General features: G+C 47.2%; 15 protein-coding genes. 7 read left to right on the top strand and 8 right to left on the bottom strand.

The window, feature by feature from the left end:
• Nucleotides 1-18 precede the first annotated feature (18 nt).
• The 4 genes from PN498_RS18085 to PN498_RS18070 all read right to left on the bottom strand — a co-directional run bounded on the left by PN498_RS18085 (nucleotide 19) and on the right by PN498_RS18070 (nucleotide 8,215).
• A complete protein-coding gene (locus tag PN498_RS18085) occupies nucleotides 19-1,773 on the bottom strand; it encodes a DUF262 domain-containing protein (protein WP_272064518.1) in 1,755 nt (584 codons plus the stop codon).
• Nucleotides 1,774-1,974: 201 nt separating this feature from the next.
• Nucleotides 1,975-4,389, bottom strand: a complete 2,415-nt coding sequence (locus PN498_RS18080) for an efflux RND transporter permease subunit (RefSeq protein ID WP_272064516.1) — start codon at nucleotides 4,387-4,389, stop codon at nucleotides 1,975-1,977.
• Nucleotides 4,359-4,790, bottom strand: coding sequence for an efflux RND transporter permease subunit (locus PN498_RS18075; RefSeq protein WP_272064514.1), 432 nt, complete (start codon nucleotides 4,788-4,790; stop codon nucleotides 4,359-4,361). Before PN498_RS18075 ends, PN498_RS18080 begins: the two co-directional genes overlap by 31 nt.
• A gap of 1,040 nt (nucleotides 4,791-5,830) precedes the next feature.
• A complete protein-coding gene (locus PN498_RS18070) occupies nucleotides 5,831-8,215 on the bottom strand; it encodes an nSTAND1 domain-containing NTPase (protein WP_272064512.1) in 2,385 nt (794 codons plus the stop codon).
• 1,075 nt (nucleotides 8,216-9,290) lie between these two features.
• On the opposite strand from PN498_RS18070, the gene PN498_RS18065 reads away from it, so the two are divergent.
• The 3 genes from PN498_RS18065 (at nucleotide 9,291) to PN498_RS18055 (ending at nucleotide 10,653) form a co-directional block, all read left to right on the top strand.
• The gene (locus tag PN498_RS18065; protein ID WP_272064510.1) at nucleotides 9,291-9,416 is read left to right on the top strand and encodes a hypothetical protein; all 126 of its coding nucleotides are present in this window, start codon (nucleotides 9,291-9,293) and stop codon (nucleotides 9,414-9,416) included.
• Nucleotides 9,417-9,555: 139 nt separating this feature from the next.
• A complete protein-coding gene (locus tag PN498_RS18060; protein ID WP_272064508.1) occupies nucleotides 9,556-10,065 on the top strand; it encodes a DUF411 domain-containing protein in 510 nt (169 codons plus the stop codon).
• A 21-nt stretch (nucleotides 10,066-10,086) separates the two neighbouring features.
• Nucleotides 10,087-10,653 (top strand): hypothetical protein, encoded by a 567-nt coding sequence (locus tag PN498_RS18055; protein ID WP_272064506.1) that lies wholly within the window; start codon nucleotides 10,087-10,089, stop codon nucleotides 10,651-10,653.
• A gap of 48 nt (nucleotides 10,654-10,701) precedes the next feature.
• Here PN498_RS18055 and PN498_RS18050 read toward each other — a convergent pair whose 3' ends face one another.
• Nucleotides 10,702-11,139 carry a DUF6010 family protein gene (locus tag PN498_RS18050; protein WP_272064505.1) on the bottom strand — a complete coding sequence of 146 codons (438 nt, stop codon included), beginning with the start codon at nucleotides 11,137-11,139 and terminating at the stop codon, nucleotides 10,702-10,704.
• Between the two features lie 40 nt (nucleotides 11,140-11,179).
• On the opposite strand from PN498_RS18050, the gene PN498_RS18045 reads away from it, so the two are divergent.
• The 4 genes from PN498_RS18045 (at nucleotide 11,180) to PN498_RS18030 (ending at nucleotide 14,946) form a co-directional block, all read left to right on the top strand.
• Nucleotides 11,180-11,350: a hypothetical protein gene (locus PN498_RS18045; RefSeq protein WP_272064504.1), complete on the top strand. Its 171-nt coding sequence runs from the start codon at nucleotides 11,180-11,182 to the stop codon at nucleotides 11,348-11,350.
• Between the two features lie 309 nt (nucleotides 11,351-11,659).
• A complete protein-coding gene (locus PN498_RS18040; RefSeq protein WP_272064503.1) occupies nucleotides 11,660-11,986 on the top strand; it encodes a PepSY domain-containing protein in 327 nt (108 codons plus the stop codon).
• Between the two features lie 145 nt (nucleotides 11,987-12,131).
• A complete protein-coding gene (locus tag PN498_RS18035; protein WP_272064502.1) occupies nucleotides 12,132-12,575 on the top strand; it encodes a hypothetical protein in 444 nt (147 codons plus the stop codon).
• Nucleotides 12,576-12,807: 232 nt separating this feature from the next.
• A complete protein-coding gene (locus PN498_RS18030) occupies nucleotides 12,808-14,946 on the top strand; it encodes a GUN4 domain-containing protein (protein ID WP_272064501.1) in 2,139 nt (712 codons plus the stop codon).
• An 884-nt stretch (nucleotides 14,947-15,830) separates the two neighbouring features.
• On the opposite strand, the gene PN498_RS18025 is transcribed toward PN498_RS18030, so the two are convergent.
• The 3 genes from PN498_RS18025 to PN498_RS18015 all read right to left on the bottom strand — a co-directional run bounded on the left by PN498_RS18025 (nucleotide 15,831) and on the right by PN498_RS18015 (nucleotide 18,168).
• Nucleotides 15,831-16,721, bottom strand: a complete 891-nt coding sequence (locus PN498_RS18025; protein ID WP_272064500.1) for a hypothetical protein — start codon at nucleotides 16,719-16,721, stop codon at nucleotides 15,831-15,833.
• A complete protein-coding gene (locus PN498_RS18020) occupies nucleotides 16,649-17,512 on the bottom strand; it encodes a DUF488 domain-containing protein (protein ID WP_272064498.1) in 864 nt (287 codons plus the stop codon). The genes PN498_RS18025 and PN498_RS18020 overlap by 73 nt, the downstream gene beginning before the upstream one ends.
• A 236-nt stretch (nucleotides 17,513-17,748) precedes the next feature.
• Nucleotides 17,749-18,168, bottom strand: coding sequence for a Uma2 family endonuclease (locus PN498_RS18015; RefSeq protein WP_334312269.1), 420 nt, complete (start codon nucleotides 18,166-18,168; stop codon nucleotides 17,749-17,751).

Below are 18,168 nucleotides of genomic sequence, written 5' to 3'. Positions count from 1 at the left end.
CGTTAGCTTGACTATTTTTTAGCTTGATGCGTCTTCAGGGCTCGACTCATCTAAATTCCACATAGAGTCATAACAATCCTGCGCTAAAGAACGTGTTCTAGATTCGATTTCTTCCTTTCCCCATGTTCCAGGAGGATTCTTTGTGAATTCTTGAGTTAATGCATAGTTAGATTGCTTATAAATCTCCAACTTCTCAATAAAGCTCTTGTTGCCAGCACTTTCATTTAGTTTTTCACCTATTGGCAATAAGTTACCAATGGAGCCTACAAAACCGCCTGAGCTGGATGACTGAGATAATATATGCTCCAATGTGATGCTGTCAGGCTTAAACTCGTTAGTTGTTTGCTTAATGGATTCAAGATAATTGAAAACGTATTGAATAAGCTTCTTCTGCGTAGTCTTACCCTTAAGGAATTTCAGTTTAGAGAAGCCTTCACTGAAACTATCTCTGTCAGGTATTCTTGCACTTAATTGTTGAATAAGTTCTTCAATAACTTTTCTGGCTGAATGCTTATCTGTTGCTTCTATCAATTGTCTTGCGGCTTTAGAATAACTCCCTTCAATCCCTGAAGGTCTCATAGAACAAATCGCGTTGAAAGAAAAATGGAATTTCTCAAGGAAGGACAGCGTATTCTTAACGTCACCCAACTTCAAGTACTTTCTTTGCCAAGCCTTGAAAAGGCTTAGTATAAAAGGTCTTTGCTGACTGATGTTGAAGATCTTGAGTGCAGCCAAAGATTTATATATATCCTTTTCTTCTTGCTGTTTAAAGTCTTCTGAAATGGGGGAAGATATCTTTGCATAAAGAGCGGCATCACAGACTAACTCTTCCAAAAAATTTTTAGAATCTATTTCGCCACTATTCCAAAGTTTTTTGAAATGCTTGTAAACGTTGTCTGCACTTGTGTAGTTATATCTAGCTATCCACCAATGTCTTACAAAGGTTTCCAAGCTACCTACACCATCTCTCGATGTTATAACGCTCCGTAATTCTTTCCATTTGGTTTTGGCAAAATCGTCAGGATGAATCGTGTTGAAACTTTTAAATACTTTGTTTTTTATTAAATCTACAAAACTTAAATCCATTCCTCTCGCATTGAGAGTTTCAAATATTGTGTAGGCTTCATCTTCTTCTCCGACAGTTATAAAGATGACTTTGAGATACTTGACAACTTGATCTCTAATTGCTTTCAAAAGCTTTTCATACAATTCATCATCTATATCAAGCTGTCTAAACTTCTTCGCTAAGAGATTCTTGGAAGTATAAGAATAGAATTCATTGTATGAATTTAAAAGAGTATTCTCTTCTTCTGAAGATGGCAACTCTCCTCTTTTGTCAATATGCTGAATTGTTGTTTGAAAAAAAGGTTTAGGTGTTTCGTTTTCTAATTTAAAGTAATAATTGCCATCATCATCTTTTCCTGCAATGTAGTTTTCATAGATGGACTCAGCCAAGTTCTTTCTGTCAATTTCCACAAACCTTTGACAGAGAGCGGAAAGCAGGATTGTAAGTGTTGTAAGGCGCTGTTGACCATCAACGATTTGCATCGATACAGACTTGTCATCTCCTACGAGAACAAGTGAGCCAATAAAATATTCTTCATGAGTTAACTCACCGTCTTCGTTCATGAGAATACTTGAAACGATGTCATCCCATAACTCAGAAACTTTTTCTTTCGTCCATGAGTATTCTCTTTGAAATCTAGGGACGACATATTTCTTTTTGACAGAGAAAAGATCGGAAATTGTTCTAGTGTATGCATGTAGTTCCATTTTCTATAATCCTTGAGCAATAGTATATCTTTGATCCTGGATATGTTTACAAAGTACTCTATGAAATAAGCTTGGAAGTGGCTTTTTTAGAGTGCGAAAACTTTCTAGAATCCCTGGCTTTTTGAAAAAATAATTTTCGCGATGGGTACTATGTACGGCACTCCAGCAAATCTCTCGTAGCATAATTATAATCAGACCTAATTACTTTGCTGGCAAATCAACTGTTTTTGAACGCCTAACTACTTTGCGTTGCCGTCCCCGTCGCTTCAGCCATTCGGTCGCATCGTCGACGAAGGAATACACCACTGGCACCACCACCAGGGTCAGCAGCGTGGAGAGCAGCAGTCCGCCCAAAATCATTGTAGCAATGGGTGAGTAGGCATCCATGCCGATTTCGGGGAAAAAGGCCAGCCGCACGATGACAATTACGGTAGTGAGGGTGGTCATGGTGATCGCTTTCAGCCGCACTGGGCCAGCCATACGAATCGCGACATCCCGAGGTACCCCTTCAGCTCGTTTCGCCAAAATTAGCTCTAGCAGCAGAATGGCAGCGGAGAGCGATAGCCCTGAGAGAATCACGATGCCCAGAATTGATACACTCGACAGGGTTTGCTGAGCTAGGATTAGTCCCCCAAAAACGCCCACCAGTTGCAGTGGCACCGAAAGCATCATGACTAGGGGATGGATGAAGGAGCCGAACTGAATTACCAGAATCAGGTAGATCAAAATTAGTGATACCAGCAATCCCTTGAGCAGGCGATCGAACTCGATCATCATGTCGGTCATGTCGCCCATGGAGTCAACACCGTAGCCCGGAGGAAAGTTGAGTTCTTGCCCCGCCCGCATAGCGATCGCCATCGACAAATCCATCGACGCAGGGCCACCTTTGCGGTAGTAGCCATTGACGTACACTACCCGCTTACCGCCCACATGCTCAATCAGAGTCGGGCCGCTTTGACGTTCTAAGGTAGCGACGGTGTTTAGCGGCACCTGCTGCCTGTCGGATGTGGTAATATAGATTTTAGCCAAGTTGTCTACGGTGCCCCGATCTTCTTCTTCATACCGCACCAAAATCGAGTTTTGCCGCAGGTTCGGGCGGTTGTAGTAGCGCTGGGTGAAGCCCCCATTCAGGGCATAGCGGGCCTGCTGGGCCACCATCCGCACGTCTAATCCCAATTCTTCTGCCCGACGGCGATCAACCGTGAGCTGATATTCCGGCTGAGTCAGGGCCGAACTGATCTGGGCCATCACCAGGCCGGGAGTGTCTTCGGCAATGCGAAGGACACCTTCCGCTAGACGGTGCAATACGTCCAGGTCTTCGCCATAAACCGCGAGCTGGATCGGTGCAGCGGAGGTGGCCATGACGTCCACGCCCATCTCTTTGAAGGCAATGCGGCGCAGGCCGGGAATGGTGCGACGGGCCTCGGCTTCGACGCTGTCCATGATTTCCCAGATGTCGCGCTCGCGCTCATCCTCCAGGGTGACAATCAGTGACGCCGAGTTGACGCTGCCCATGCTGTAGCCGGTGAAATAGGTGCTGTTGCGGGTCAGCTCAAAGCCGGTTTGGGCAGAGACTTTGGCAATATCGGGTTGGGCGAGTAGGAGTTGTTCTAGCTGGTAAACGCTCTCGTCCGTTTTCGCGAAGGAGGTCCCGGCTTCCATTTCCAGGGAGGCCATGAACTGGCCGGAATCACCCAGGGGCATCATTTCTTGGGGCACGAAGGGGTAAATAGCAATGGCCAGCACAATCGCAGACCCCGCGATCGCTAGCGTAATTTCGCGATTGTTCATGCAGCGATCGAGCAGCCAGCCGTAGCCCTGCTCCAGTTTCTGGAAGCCCACCCGCATTGGCGTGGTCAACCATTGCGGCCAGGTTTGTCGTTGTCGTCGCTCTTGAGGTGGTTTCAGGACGAAAGCGGCAATTAGGGGAATCAGCGTCACCGAGACAATCAGCGAGGCGATGAAGGCAAACACCATGGGCCAGCCGATGCCCACAAACATCAGCCCAGTCAGTCCTCCGGCAAGAATTGTCGGTAATAGTGCTGCAATCATCACGCAGCTCGCTGCCGCACTGGCGAGAAATACTTCTCCGGTACCTCGAATCGCTGCCTGCATCGGTCGCAACCCCTGACGCAGCTTTTGATCGATGGAGTCGATGACGATAATCGAGTCATCCACCAGCTTCCTGATCGCCATCATCATGCCAATCAGGATAGAAGAGTTGAGCGACATCTCAATGGGCATGAAAGGCAGTGTGGAAAGGGCCAGGGATGTGGGAATCGAGATCATAATGATTGCCCTGGCCCGAAAGTCTGCCAAAAAGATTAGAATCACGATGCCCGCCAGCAGCACGCTGATCAGCAGCTCTTGAAAGGTGCTGTCGAAGATGATATTGACCAGATAGGAGTTGTCGTAGGCTTCCTCAAAGCTGAGACCGGGATTTTCTGCCTGAATTTTCTCTAGCTCGGCCCGCACCTGCTTAATCACCTGGGGTGAGCTGGAGTCCGGCTTCTGAATGACGTTGACGGCAAGGGCAGCCTCGCCGTTGTAGCGGTAGCCGCTGCGTCGCTCCTCAAAGGTATCCTTTACCGTAGCCACATCGCGGACGTAGACCACCTGGCCGTCCTGCTCCAGGATAGGTAGTCCATCACATCGGCGGCACTGAGCGCTCGCTTATCGGCCCGCACCAAAATTTCGGAATCACCCTGGGTCAGGACCCCCGCGCCTTGGCTGATGTTGTTGGCATCGATCGCATCGCGCACCTGCAAAATCGACAGGCCGTAAGCTGCTAGCTGCTGACGATCAACCACTACCTGCAACTGTCGCCGATACCCCCCAAAGATCGATACCGCCTGCACCTGGGCCTTCTTGATAAACTGCACCTGCTGCACGGTTTCGGGCGCATAGTAGCGGTAGCTGTTCTCACCGTGCTCTGACTGAATGAGCCCCAGACTCTCGTAATACCGCAACGCGCCTACGGCAACACCAGCTTGCTTCGCGACTTCCCCAATTTTCAAATCCAGTAATGACGGCCATAGCTGTTCTTCGCTAGCTCTGGCTTCAGTCTAAACCTTATAGCTGGCTGTAGGGTCAAGGGAGAGATGGGTGGGATAGCCAGAATGAAGTCTCTCAATACACCAAGCACAATTCCATTCCTGGCAATTTAATTAATCCACCGATTAGAGACCTGTGAACAGTGAAGAAATGCTCGGTTTGCTGGTGTCAACTTAGTTACGGCGATCTGTAATCGCACTAGCTTGCTCTATAGTAGTATTCTTGATCTACTTCAGTCAAGAGTATCCTGATTAGCTCTTCAGTCAATGAAAAATATAAGGCAGTGACATATCTACAATTAAATGGTTAGAAGTGAGAAGTCTCCACGTCGAGAATTTGATGAATCTATTAAAAAGATGCAGTCTAGCTTAGACAAAGCCGAGAAAGATTTCGGAAACGACAAGGCCTTAAGGGATACCGTACTCAGGGCAAAGGATGCTGGATCTAAGCTTGACCGCTAAATGTGGCAAGAAACTCTTGACGTTCCAATTCAGCTTGCTTGGCCTCGGGGCAACATTATAGGTATGGGCATCATCGACACTGCTACTAATCAGTCGTCAAAAATCAAACACTAGTACTGATAATCATCCTGACGAAAAGTCTTTTTTTTGAAGAGTGAATTGTACTTTTGCTCTTCAGGAGACTAATCTATGGCCTGCGCCAAAGGAAGAGGCGATTGCAGAGGACCTAGGTCAAATCGATACAACTGCCCAAAAAGGGACCCGTATTGTCCATTTAGTAAAGATAAATTTCCGCTGGGTGAGTTCAAGCAAGATTTGAACAATGCAAAACGTCAGATACCTACGACGGCTGAGTCTGATACAGAAGAGATCCTGAATGAGAGTAAGAATCAGGTGCTTGAGACAATAAGTCAACTCGAAAATGATATTGTCGAGCCTACCTAATAGGCAATTTTTAAAGTCAAAAGTCACACCGTAGGTTTTGATTTCATGTTACTTAATTTGCAGTTAAAGACACTATATCCGAACCCCTAAAACACGCTCTAAGCTAGAAATCTGAAGTAAGCAACTAAGAAATCTAAATATAATCCAAGTTCGTCAGTTGCTTTATCAGAAACAGAATTGAGTGAGAGATTTTCTTGAAGCACCTCGAAAGCCTTGGCATATATGCTTTTATCTAAGAAAATATTTTTCTTTAGCTCATTGTCAATAGGTTCTCCTCTCTTTAGGCTGTCAACTAACCATGTCACGTAATAGTCTATATCCTGATGGACCTCTTGGAGGTTGTCCGTGTGGTAGAAGCAACCACCAGGTCGAGTGAATTCTGGATGGCTTCTTGAAATAGATTTCATTATGAACTGAACCAGCTCGGCTTTATTTTCTAGTAGCCAAACTGAAGCTACGTGAGAAGCTTGCATTCGATCTTCAAATCGATCCGCTTTTCTGATGAGTTCTCGAATATCTGATCGGAGCTTTTGAAGTTGCTCAGCATAGTTGTCCTGAGATAAATCCAAAGTCTCTTCAAGCTCCTGAAGTCTTTTAGCTAGTTTAGCTTCGAGGTTTGAGAGCTTCTCTTTGTATTCATTAATGTTTGATTGGAAAGATCTATTAGCTCTTCTACTAAAATGGCTTCGTTGGTAGAAATCCTGAGCTTGAATAGATAAGTGAGGCTTAAGTTCTTGCCATCTTTGAGTGACTTCGGATAAGCGTCCACCCTGCATCAAAAAGTCATCAGATTGCTCATGGCTTAACCAAAAATTGAATTCCCTCTTGACATAATCAAGCATACGCCACAGATCTCGATCTTCCCGTCTCCAATCAGTAAAGCGGTTCCATCCATTCATCAAAGCTTCATGTACCAAGTCAATTTCATCATCCTTAGTAGCAACTAGCAGTCTCCCTTTAATTAAAATTTCAATCACATCATTTATGAGATCTTTGGTATCTTTAGAGTCGCCCATATCCAGTAGTGTTTTCCTGGGCTGACGCTTGCGCGTATCTTTCATGTTCAACCCAATGTTTAGTAAACTCAAACAAATACGCTTAACCCAAATCTTCTCTGCATCACTTCTCAGATCGTGTTGATAAACTTCTTCTGCCCTCTGATTTAAGGCACCCTTCAAACGTTGCATATCCATATAGATTTCCAGTGATAACTTATATTGTTGGAAATCCCGTTTTTTCCAAAGTTCTGTCAGAGCAAACTCTAGCAAAGGCAAGCAGTTTTTCTCCTCTTTTACATCTTCTAAAATCAGTTCTAGCAATCCTGGGTCAAAGTTATAGCCCTGATTTTTGGCAGGTTGAGTGATAGCTTGAATTAGGTCATCTCTTTGCAATGGTCCCAACCATACTGCGTGCTCTTGAATTGTTTGTACCAAATCCCCATGGCCAAGCCATTGTTCTACAAAATCTGCACGCATTGTAGTAATAATAGACAAGGGTGAGTCTTGTGCTGTCTGAATTTCTGTTATACAATCAACAAACTTTGCTCGTTCTTCTTCTGAAGAACAAATCGTAAACACCTCCTCGAATTGGTCAATTATAAGTAATAACTTACGCTTTCCAGTCTGGAATATATGAGATTTAGGCAGTAGCTCTAATACAGAAACTAAACCTTTAGTCTTCAAGCGTGACGTGATTTCATTCAGGTCTGCTTTTCGTTCGAACAGGCTTCTCATCACCTTCCGAAGCTCTGCCATAGGTTCAACGCCTGGTCTTATGGTTTCTAGCACCCACCAGTCACTTTCCAAACTAGGAACCAAGCCCGCTAATACAACTGATGATTTTCCACTTCCTGAAGGTCCAATAACTGGAACGAAGTTTGCCGCAGACAATTTTTGAGCAATGAGTTCTACAGTTTTTTGTCGGCCAAAAAAGAACTCAGCTGTGTCAGGATTAAATGCTTCCAGTCCTCGATAAGGACATACTTCTTCTTCAGTATTTCCTAATTGCTGTAGCCTCGTAAATTCGGGTTCTTGCCATAAGTTCTCAATTGCTTTTCGTATACCTTTGGCAACATCTAAAAATGCTTCATCTTGGTTATCCCAAGTAGTGATTGGTTTGCCGTATTTTGGTAATGCTTTTAGTTTGGCAAATAGAGCGCTATCCCAGTCGCAAGGTCTCAAGATGATAGGAATGACCTTTGAAACTCCTGACTCATGCCGTGAAATTGCTTGTGTTACACCTAATTGCCATAATTCATCTGAGGCTAGAAAATCCGAACTGATCAACAATAAAACTATCTGTGACCTTGCCAGATTACGTGTTGTCAGAGAATTTGTTTCTTCACCTGCTTCAATATCACGATTATCCCAACTGGTAATAACACCTTGATTTTTGAGGATACTGAGATGGTTGCCTAGCTCAGTTAAGAGCGGTTCATCTTTCCGAGCATAGGCAACATAAACAGTAATAGTATTGCTAGGCATGGAAAGTAGCTTGAGAGAAGTTCACTTAAAGCTGACAAGATTATAGCCTGGGTCGCTTGTTAGGCAATTTCCGAAAGGTTCTCCAAAGGCTTCCAACTTCTCGTACAGCTGAAACACAAAGCAAAATTTAAGAGGTTTATCTCAAACACCCTCCAAGATTTGCAAAACATCGAGCCTTCCCCTAAGTAACTGGGCCGAAGTTTTGCGAGTCAATTTTGAATTGCTGCTTGATGTCGCTTCCTTAAAGGCACCTCGAAAAATCGTCAAGATGATCTCACTATGAGATCCTAAGATGTCCCAACCGACATTCCGCAGGTTGACTTTTAATTGTTGGTGCGCATCAAGCTTTTACTTCAAAGAACCCCCTATCGGCAAGGCTGTAGGCAACTCGGCGTCTAAAGCGAAAACTGTTTAGAAGTGTTGCAGCAAGCATCCGCGTCAGAAAAGTACATATTCAAAGATTGCGTGTTCATGAGGTTTTCAGAGATTGAGAGGCAGACGCACACGTAAAAATATCTGTCAACCTGCGGAATGTGAGTACCAAAGCTAGTGGCTGAGGCGAATGGGACAGCAAGGGTTCTGGGATTTACAATCGCGCCAACAAAAACTTGAGAGCAAAAAAAGACTTCTTGGGTAGAACACGTTTTTGGCAGTTGGATCACCGAGGGCGGTAGCAAACTGCTGCGCACGATTGACATCACGCGAGCCAAGACGAATCTAGCTTGAAGAATTTGGTGTACAACCTCAAGCGTCTTGCCTTTCTTGACACTCAGGCGATGATTGCTGAAACCATAGGATAACTGTCTCTATCACGAGAATTTGGGGGAGACAATCGAGTTGTTTGGCTCAAGAAGGACGTTTGCAGGAAATAGCTGGTGGCTTCAAGCCAACCTCCGCGATCTTAGATGAGTCTCACCCCTCATCAAAAAGCAATTAATCGAGGTGCCCGTAGACGCATCCATAGGGCTATCAGGGTAAGGTCAACTGCCCAAAGCCTAGCTCTAACATCTAAGTATTATTTCTCATTGCATAGCTGGGATGCACCCAGCAGCAGTGGTCTGAGAAGTCGACCAAAATGCTGCAAGCCATTGCCATTGTTCATGGGCGCAATAGCTCTGAATATGAAATGGCGGGAGGCACTCGTTCAACCGAGCGTCGTCACTATAACCGGATCTCAGCCAAAACTGAATTGGCGGCTTAACGGCCAAATTCGAACTGTTTTATGAGCCAAGGGCGATCGCCCTCAATTTCATTTCCATTTCATGATTGTGCGTCAAGCTGGTGAGCTGAACTATCGTAGAAAGGGCTGACGAGCCCAAGGTTTTGGTGGGGAGAAATTTATGAATCGTCGTTCGTTTACGTCTGCGCTGATTTCAGTAGGACTGGTTTCAACGGGGATTGCCGCGACTGGGTGTTCCCTGGTTCCAGACCCCAACGCCCAACCGGGGACAGATGCTGCTGAACAAGTAGCAATGACGTCCGAAATTACCGTCTATCGCAGCCCAACTTGTGGTTGTTGTGGACTTTGGATTGAGCACATGGAAGCGGCTGGCTTTACCGTCAAAGACAACCTGACCGAAGACATGACCGCCATCAAAGAGCAATATGGCGTTCCTGCCAATCTGGCCTCTTGCCACACCACGATTGTGGATGGCTACGTGGTGGAAGGACACATTCCTGCTGAAGACGTGCAGCGGTTGCTGGCTGAAAAACCGGACGTCGCAGGTATCGCCGTTCCCGGAATGCCTATCGGCTCTCCTGGAATGGAAGCTGGCGACTATGTCGAACCCTACACCGTCTTCTCCTTCACCGAGTCGGGAGAGACTGCCGCCTTTGCCAAACATTCTTGATCAGTACTGAGAGAAGTTGCGATGAATCAAAAACGCACATGGCTGTTAGGTCTGGGTGGATTAACTCTCGGCATTGGCATGGGGGTTTGGGGAGGCATCTTTCTCTCAACGTCTCATCGATCGCCATACACTGGGCAAACCGATAGTCCGGTACGAGGTCTCAGCGCCCAAGAGGTGGATGACCTTCTGCAGGGTCAGGGGGCAGGATATGCCCGCATGGCTGAGTTGAACAGCTTTCCTGGCCCTCTCCACGTCCTGGATTTGAAAGAGGATTTAGCGCTCTCAACAGAACAGGAACAAGCCATTCAAACCGTTTTCAACGCGATGCAGGGTCGGGCTCAGCAGTTGGGAGAGACCATCGTTGAGCAGGAAGCGCAGCTCAGCCAGTCGTTTGCGATGGAGGAAATCGCCCCCGCAACTCTAGACCAACAGACGGCGGAATTAGCCAGTCTGTACGGTGAACTGCGGGCGACTCATCTGCAAGCTCACCTGGAGATTACCCCTCTGCTTTCAGATGACCAAATCGAACGATATGACCAGTTGAGAGGCTATGCGGATACGTCTACCCATGACCAGCACACTCACTAGTATCAGCATCAGCAAGATTCAGAAAAGTCGATCGCTGATTGAGTAGGGCTATCCAACGCCATACTGAAGGAAAATCAAGACTGCGATCGCCCAGTCAAACCCCACGCACAATGGCGGATACCAGCGCTGGGGAATCTGTGTCCCGACGTGAATGGGGTGGACGTCCCACACGCCATGCAATACGTAGCCTGCGATCAGCGCCAAGGGAGAGACCCACAAACCCGTGAGAGCGAGGACAATACAGGCGATCGTGATCGCTGTCTCCAAAAAAATGCTCCGCCCTCGTTTTTCCGCCAGCGCTGAGCCAATATAGACCGCTCCGATTGCCGACAGCGCCACCGCATATACCTCCAATCTCGGTTGAGACGGTACCCAATGAAGCAGCAAACCGACTAAACCAGCCAGGGCAACACCCAGCCCAAACGGCATCAACCCGCTTACCCACGGGTGCTGCTCAAGATTGAAGCGATTGACCCAAGCGTCCATGACATGACCCCTCAATGCTGCCTAGCTGTAAGCTAAACCCTTGGGTCAACTGGAAGGTCAAGTGACAGAAGACGCGGCGATGGTTTTCTGCTCCATCGTCTATAAATCTATTACCCGTACCACGCCTGCTGCCACTGATGCATCGGGTCGATTTCATCCCCATTTCATCGTTAGATGCGAAACTGCAACCGACGGTTTGAGGCTGATATAGAATCAGGTGTTCTTCGTTGCGGCATGATCATTGACGATCGATTACGCTTGATTCGTATTGGTGAAGAGTTGAACTTTGCAACCGCATTAGCCTGAACCAGACAAGCAGAACAGAGGATTAGGTCGCAATGACTCGCTGGGAAAGTCACTACTGGACAGTGATGGGTAGTAGTACTGTAGCTATCGGAACACAGCTAGCTGCCTCGACAAATGCCCTGGCCCATGAAGGTCACCCTCACAAAAAAGAGGCTGCAAGCCTAATGGTCTTCCCGAAGGTTGTCATACAGAGGCATTGAGGCCCACCTGACCGATGAAATTCAACCAGCTTCGTCTGCGGCAACTCCATAGAGCCTTAGTACCCGTGATGGTGCTGCCATTGTTGCTGACGCTAACAACAGGTGTTCTTTTTCAGTTTGCGGTTGCGAGCGATGGCCTGAGGCCGGTCTCCGACCAACGCGCCAACGACTTCCTCTGGCTTTTGGAGCTGCACCGAGGCAAGTTCGGTCAAATCAACCTAGATTTTGTCTATCCTTTCCTGAATGCCTTAGGTCTTCTCACGCTGTTGATTACAGGCATCCTTATGTGGCTACAGACTCCAAGTCGAAAACGCCCCAAAAACGCGAACGGTTCACGCTAGACCATACAGCTCCCCCAAATCGGTTTTGGTGAGTGAGCGCTGTAGGCAAGCTATTCGGCAGGGACGGTTATTGGCAGAGTTGGGGTATGGGGAGTTGGAATTACTGCTGCGGCGGGTGATTGAGATCTTGGAGCAGGTGTAGGCCATGAATGAAGATGCGCTAGAGAGACTGATGCAACAGCAGCGCCCGACCGTGCCGCCACGGGCTGATGGGCTGGAGGAGACGTCCCGTGTGAAGTCTCGTCAACCGGATGCAGATGCAGCCGTGACATCAAGATACAGTGACTCTGATGAGTCGGCGGGTGTTGACGTCAGCATGTCTATGAGTCAGGGTGAAGGGTCGGACCTACCGCAATTGGTGCGCACGACTACGCGGTTGGAAGCGGATATTGATAAAGCGCTACGGCATCTCTGCATGGATGAGAAGATCACCAAGGAGGTGTGGTTTGAGGCGGCGTATCAGTATCTAGCGGAGCATCCGAAGGTAATGAAGGTGGTGAATGGTATCGCGAAGGAGCGGTATCAACGGCGGAAACGGGCAGTGGATTTGCGGAAGTTGGAGACGATGCAGAAGCGGTTGAAGGGGTAGATAGTGCGAAACCCGAATACTTAGCGAACTTAGTGCCTGCTATACTCGCATTTTCCAAAGACAGGAATTTTCATAACTTCGGAGTAGGGATAGGTGTTTAGTCTGTTGAGGTGCTGTCAGCAGAGAAGTTAATATCTGGCCTTTGAGCCATCCGATCCTGGGGTTGGGTGGCTCTCCTCTCGACAGGAGAATATGATTGGAAGAAAGCGATCGTCATTCTAAGAGTCCAGTCATGTCAAGCGATGCAGTAACCGTCTTTTTCTCCTATTCTCATAAAGATGAAACGCTGCGGGATGAACTAGCAAACCATTTAGAAATACTGAAATGGTGCGGTGATATCAGTGCTTGGCACGATCGCAAAATCCTACCCGGCGATGAATGGGATCGCGAAATTAAAGACAATCTGAATTCGGCTCAAATTATTTTGCTGCTGATCAGCTCAGACTTCATCGCTTCTAGCTACTGCCGTGATATTGAAATTAAACGGGCAATAGAACGCCATCAAGCTGAAGAAGCTTGCGTAATTCCGGTGATTTTACGCCGATGTATATGGACGTCAGCTCCCTTTGGTAAACTTCAGGCTTTACCTAAAAACGCTGCTCCAGTAGCCGACACCAATATTTGGCCTACTTTAGACGACGCCTTTACTAACATTGCTGAAGGCATCAAGAAGGCTGCTGACGATGTTCGGCAAAAGCTCAAAGCGGTTAAGCAGGCCAAACTCAGCCAGTATGAAGCAGCCTATCAGCAAGCTATTCAGCAGGAATATCCCTTAAGTGACGTTAACCAAAACAAGCTAGATCGATTGCAGACAGCTTTGGGCTTGACCGAAATGGATATTGCCCCCATCGTGACGCGACTATCGTCTCAGTATGGTGAGGTGAGGCAGAAACTAGAACAGTATCGCGACGAAGTGCGCCTATGTTTACAAGATGATGGAGGCGAAATTTCCCCTTTCAGTCGCAGCATTTTAGATGGCTACCGCACCACTTTTGGTTTGACCTTTGAAGAAGCCAAAGCGGTTGAACAGGAAGAATTAAAACCATACAAAGCTAAGGCCGAGGCGATTGAGCAATACACAAACGTTTTTGCTGATGCCCTGAATCATGAAAATCCACCTAGCGAAGCTATGCGTCGTCGGATGCAGCGGTTTCAAAGCACTTTAGGACTCAGTGATGAAGAAGCTCAAGAGATTGAAGCAACTTTGCAGCAAGAAGCCGAAAGGCAAAAGTCGGAGGACGAACGCCAGCGACAACACGAAAGCGAAAGCCATAAGGATTTAGACACTACAGAAACGTCTGTTTCCGAAGCGGAAGTTGAGCCTCAAAAACCGTCGCTACCGGAAGTCAACCGCAAAGAGTTGAGTGAGTGTGAACCTTCAAAAATTCTTTTTCTCAAAAATGTTCGAGATCCAAATGGTGTCTGGGCCTACACCGTCGAACGCATCCAGAATGGAGGCGGTGATATTGAAAGCCGAGTTTTCGAGTTGTTTTGGTTATCAACTAGCCGAGGCGCAAAAACAGCATCAAAAGGCGATCTGATGCTTCTGAACCAATTTGCCAAGATTACCCATATCGTTGAAATGCTGGATGATGAGGTGAGAGAAAACGAAGCAGGTTATTTCCGATGGGTACGAATAGTCTGGATGCCAGAGGAAGAAGATTGGTCTCAACTGCCCCATCAAAGAGACGTTATCGGTTTCGAGCCACCTACTATTGGGGGCGGAACAGCTTATTCTCTTGCCAATCTCAGCAAGCTTCAAGAAACGTGGAACAGCCTGGAGGCTTTTCAGCAACGTGTTGTTCAGGTTTTGACAGGTGCAAAACCGCCCCTAATGAATGAGGTGGATGAGACTCTCAGCTCTGAGCGGTTTGGTGCTAACTACTATGGCAATCTGCGCGACCTGCTAGCCGCCCAAGAATGGGAAGCCGCCGATCAGGAAACTGCTTACCGTATGTGCGAGGTGATGGATCAGCAAAAAAAAGGCTGGTTACGACATGAAGATATCAAGACGTTTCCTTGCCTGGATTTGCACAATATTGATCGCCTGTGGGTGAAATATGGCCAGGGGAAGTTTGGCTTTAGTGTGCAAAAGAAAATTTGGGAAAGCTGTGGCAGCCCAACCTCATACGGTAGTAGTTGGGAAAAGTTTGGTGTTGCCGTAGGATGGCGCTCAAAAGGCTTCCTTAGCATTGGAGCAGAATGGAAGTTATACTCAAATCTCACTTTTAACATGACAGCACCGGACGGGCACCTCCCGGCGCGTGCGTATTTCGGGGGATGTTTTGGAGTATTTTTGAAGGGAGAAGACCGGGAGGTGGAGAAATTGTTGGGGGTGATAGATTCTCTTCTCTCGCGTCCAGACTTGTAAGCTGTAGCAGATAAGCGCTTCAGCCCGATCTATTGAAAGTATTTCCGGTTGTTTTTCAACCGACATTTCGCAGGTTCCCTCAAGAGATCGAAGGTTTTTGAAAGCCTTGTCCCATAAGTGTTTCAAGAATAGTGTCTGAATCGCGTTGATTCCAAATTTGACGCTTTCTACATCGATCTGGTCGCTTTCAGCCGACATTTCGCAGGTTCCCTCAGGAGATCAAAGGTTTTTGAAAGCCTTGTCCCATAAGCCTTTTAAGGATAATGTCTGAATCGCGATGATCCCAGGTTTGGCACTTTCTGCATCAATCTGATCGCTTTCAGGAATAATTGGCACAGTTTCCTAACCGCGATCGCGGTCGGCAAATCAGACTGAGAGTTAAGTGACTCTGGTGGTTAGGCCGAAAGCTCTGCTCCAGCGTCAGTCTGGTTTTCAGCGGTGAGGGATGGAAAAACCAAAAAATGGTAAAATGCTTACACGGTAAGCGTTTCAGGGTATCCAATAAAATACCTAATTCTATTTTTCAACCTGCGAAATGTGGGTTTCAGGAACAATTGGCACGGTTTTCTATCCACGATCGTAGTTGGCAAATTGGACTGGAAGGTAAGTGTCACTGATGGTTGGGCCGAAAGCTCTGCTCCAATGTCAGTCTGGTTTTCAGCGGTGAGGGATGCAAAAACCAAAAAATGGTAAAATGCTTACATGGCAAGCGTTTCAGGGTATCCAATAAAATACCTAATTCTATTTTTCAACCTGCGAAATGTGGGTTTCAACGCCAAAACGAGGGTTTCCGCCAACCGTTAACTGGTATCTGTGCTTAGGTTGTATCTGTAAATTGCAGAGCCGCAATGTCAGGTTTGAAACACTTTGCCAGTTTACAAATGTTAAAATAGTGAACCTTGAATAAAATCCGGCTTTGACTGCTTAGGTGGCCAGAAGATACCTAAAACAACCCAAGTATTGTAAGGAAACACCGTTCCCATAAAAAACAGTGTGTCTTTCTTATCGCTACAAATCTCATCAAAAAACTTTCGCTTCACACTCAAAGCCGCCTGTTCTTCATCCCCTAATCGAGCCACCTCATTCAGCCAAAGCACACCCAATTCCCAATCTTCAATCATGGCATTGTGCGGTCTGTGGCTGTCTTCGCACTCAAAAACATAGCTAAACTTGTACGGTATTTTGCGCAGCGGCTTTTGCACCGGACCAAATAGCGTCAGTTGGTCAAACAGGTTTTGCCATTCCGGCTTCCACTCCGATTCAGCCGGCTCAATTTTGAGATCCAGCACCCTCGTCGGGCGCACAATCCCCAGTGAAATGCGTTCAGTTTCATGTAGCTCCCGCAGTTGCTTCACCGTATAAGTCGGCATTCGGTCAATGATTTCCCGCCGTTCCTGCCAGCCTTTTTTGGTCGATAACGGCTCCCCCAATACCTGTAAAGAATCCAAAAACGGCTTTCGACTCTCTTTGCGGCGATCGTTCTTGTCACCACGTGGCAACAGGTCAATCTCCACCCATTGATATTTACGAAACTGCTGACTTCTCGGTCGATACCGATAGTCAATCGGATACAGCCTCACCCATTCATCGTTTTCAGTAATACCCGCCGTACAAACCAGTTCTTGATATCCTCGCGACGGATGAGGATAGGTCATCACCGTAATCAGAACTTTCGTGTTAATCGGGCGATCGCTCATGCCGCTTATCCGAGATGCTTTATTGGCAACTCCATCATGCCCATCAAATGCTGAGCCAGCACATTCCGGTGACAGCACTCCGGATTCGCTTCCATACACACCAAAACACTCGGCTCAGACTTCAGTAACGACATTGCCCTTTGCAAGTCATCCCAGCGATCCGGCAACCCACACCGATATTCCTTAAACAGAGCCACATAGCTATCCGTTGAAGACAAATTGGCTCTCGCTGACCCCGGAATCCCCAACTCAGGCAAATGCTGATAATCAATATCCAGCGCGTTGCATAACCGCTGTAGCGTGCTCTTGTGAAAACCGTAGCGACGGGAAATCGGGTTGTAACGCACATCAATCAACCGACGAATACCCGATCGCATCAGCAGATTCAAAAACTCATCAACGGTCTTACCTTCATAACCAGCGGTGTAAATTGCCGGATCAGCAATGGGGCGCTGTTCTCGGCGTTGTCCCGGCAAATCACTGTTAACCGTAAACCAGGGATAGTTGGCATAGACAGTCTCGATCAAAGCTGAGCCAGAAAAACTGCCGTACTGCTGAGTGACAGTCGTAATGTCTTGAGCGATCGCTCTAGGCAGCTTAACTTCCTGTTGACTTCCTAAAGACGTCAACTGCCAAAGCCTATCGGCAGCCTTCTCCATAAAGCCGTTGCGAACCAACGTATCTGCTTCACGGTTCAGGGTAAATGAGTAGGGTCCATAGCGAAAAGGCAAGAACTGGTAAAAAGTCTTACCACCACGAGATTGCGTTTCCTGACCCAGCAGAAATGCCCACTTCATCAACTGAAGGGTGGTTGCTTGTCCCCCCACCTGTTGAAGAATTGCAAGTAGCGCCTTCTGCCGATGTAACACTCGAACTCCCTATTTAGTACATTGGTATTATATACTTGCGTTGCATGAGAGAACTAGGTTATCGGATGACGATTATTTAAGAGAAATACAGTACACATAAAAACACCTGCTGAGTTAGCTTTTGATTCCAAGCGCTATCGCTGCCGAGAATGGACTTCAGGGCATCTATGGAAGCGAATTTGCCAGATTGGCAGTTTCTTGCTGGCGGTACTTTGCAGCTTTGTAAAACCTTTGACTTATTCCTCAGCCGCCAAAATCTGCTCCACCGTCAACTCCAACTCCGGAAACGTTAGACACGGCACCGCCTCCCCCTCCACATATTCCGCCTTCCGATAAACCCCATCCACCAGCGTCAGCACAATCACCTTCTTTCCCTTCCCCCGCTGACAATACTTCGCTGGAATCTGCCCCCGGTAATCCACAATCCAGAACTCTGGCACCTGTAGCGCCTCATACTCCTCCTGCTTCTCCACCAAGTCCGTACTCCAGTTTCCCGAGGCAATCTCCACAATCATCCGAGGAACGCTGCGAATCCCCGGTTGCCGATCTTCCCGTCGGGTTGCAGGACGATCAATCACTGCCACATCAGGGCGGCGGCCTCTCGTGTTGTCAATCATCAATGCATTCCGCTTTCGCACCGAGTACCGCAATCTCAT

The organism is Oscillatoria sp. CS-180 (assembly GCF_028330965.1).
In the GTDB taxonomy this organism is placed as follows: Bacteria; Cyanobacteriota; Cyanobacteriia; order Phormidesmidales; family Phormidesmidaceae; genus Halomicronema.
The sequence above is the reverse complement of the archived record's forward strand: the minus strand, read 5'-3'. Positions and strand labels throughout refer to the sequence as shown.

Excerpts from the sequence above, each read along its gene's own strand:
- PN498_RS18085 (WP_272064518.1), bottom strand. The coding sequence starts at position 1,773 with ATGGAACTACATGCATACACTAGAACAATTTCCGATCTTTTCTCTGTC.
- PN498_RS18070 (WP_272064512.1), bottom strand. The coding sequence starts at position 8,215 with ATGCCTAGCAATACTATTACTGTTTATGTTGCCTATGCTCGGAAAGAT.
- PN498_RS18065 (WP_272064510.1), top strand. The coding sequence starts at position 9,291 with ATGCTGCAAGCCATTGCCATTGTTCATGGGCGCAATAGCTCTGAATAT.
- PN498_RS18060 (WP_272064508.1), top strand. The coding sequence starts at position 9,556 with ATGAATCGTCGTTCGTTTACGTCTGCGCTGATTTCAGTAGGACTGGTT.
- PN498_RS18055 (WP_272064506.1), top strand. The coding sequence starts at position 10,087 with ATGAATCAAAAACGCACATGGCTGTTAGGTCTGGGTGGATTAACTCTC.
- PN498_RS18050 (WP_272064505.1), bottom strand. The coding sequence starts at position 11,139 with ATGGACGCTTGGGTCAATCGCTTCAATCTTGAGCAGCACCCGTGGGTA.
- PN498_RS18040 (WP_272064503.1), top strand. The coding sequence starts at position 11,660 with ATGAAATTCAACCAGCTTCGTCTGCGGCAACTCCATAGAGCCTTAGTA.
- PN498_RS18035 (WP_272064502.1), top strand. The coding sequence starts at position 12,132 with ATGAATGAAGATGCGCTAGAGAGACTGATGCAACAGCAGCGCCCGACC.
- PN498_RS18030 (WP_272064501.1), top strand. The coding sequence starts at position 12,808 with ATGTCAAGCGATGCAGTAACCGTCTTTTTCTCCTATTCTCATAAAGAT.
- PN498_RS18015 (WP_334312269.1), bottom strand. The coding sequence starts at position 18,168 with ATGAGATTGCGGTACTCGGTGCGAAAGCGGAATGCATTGATGATTGAC.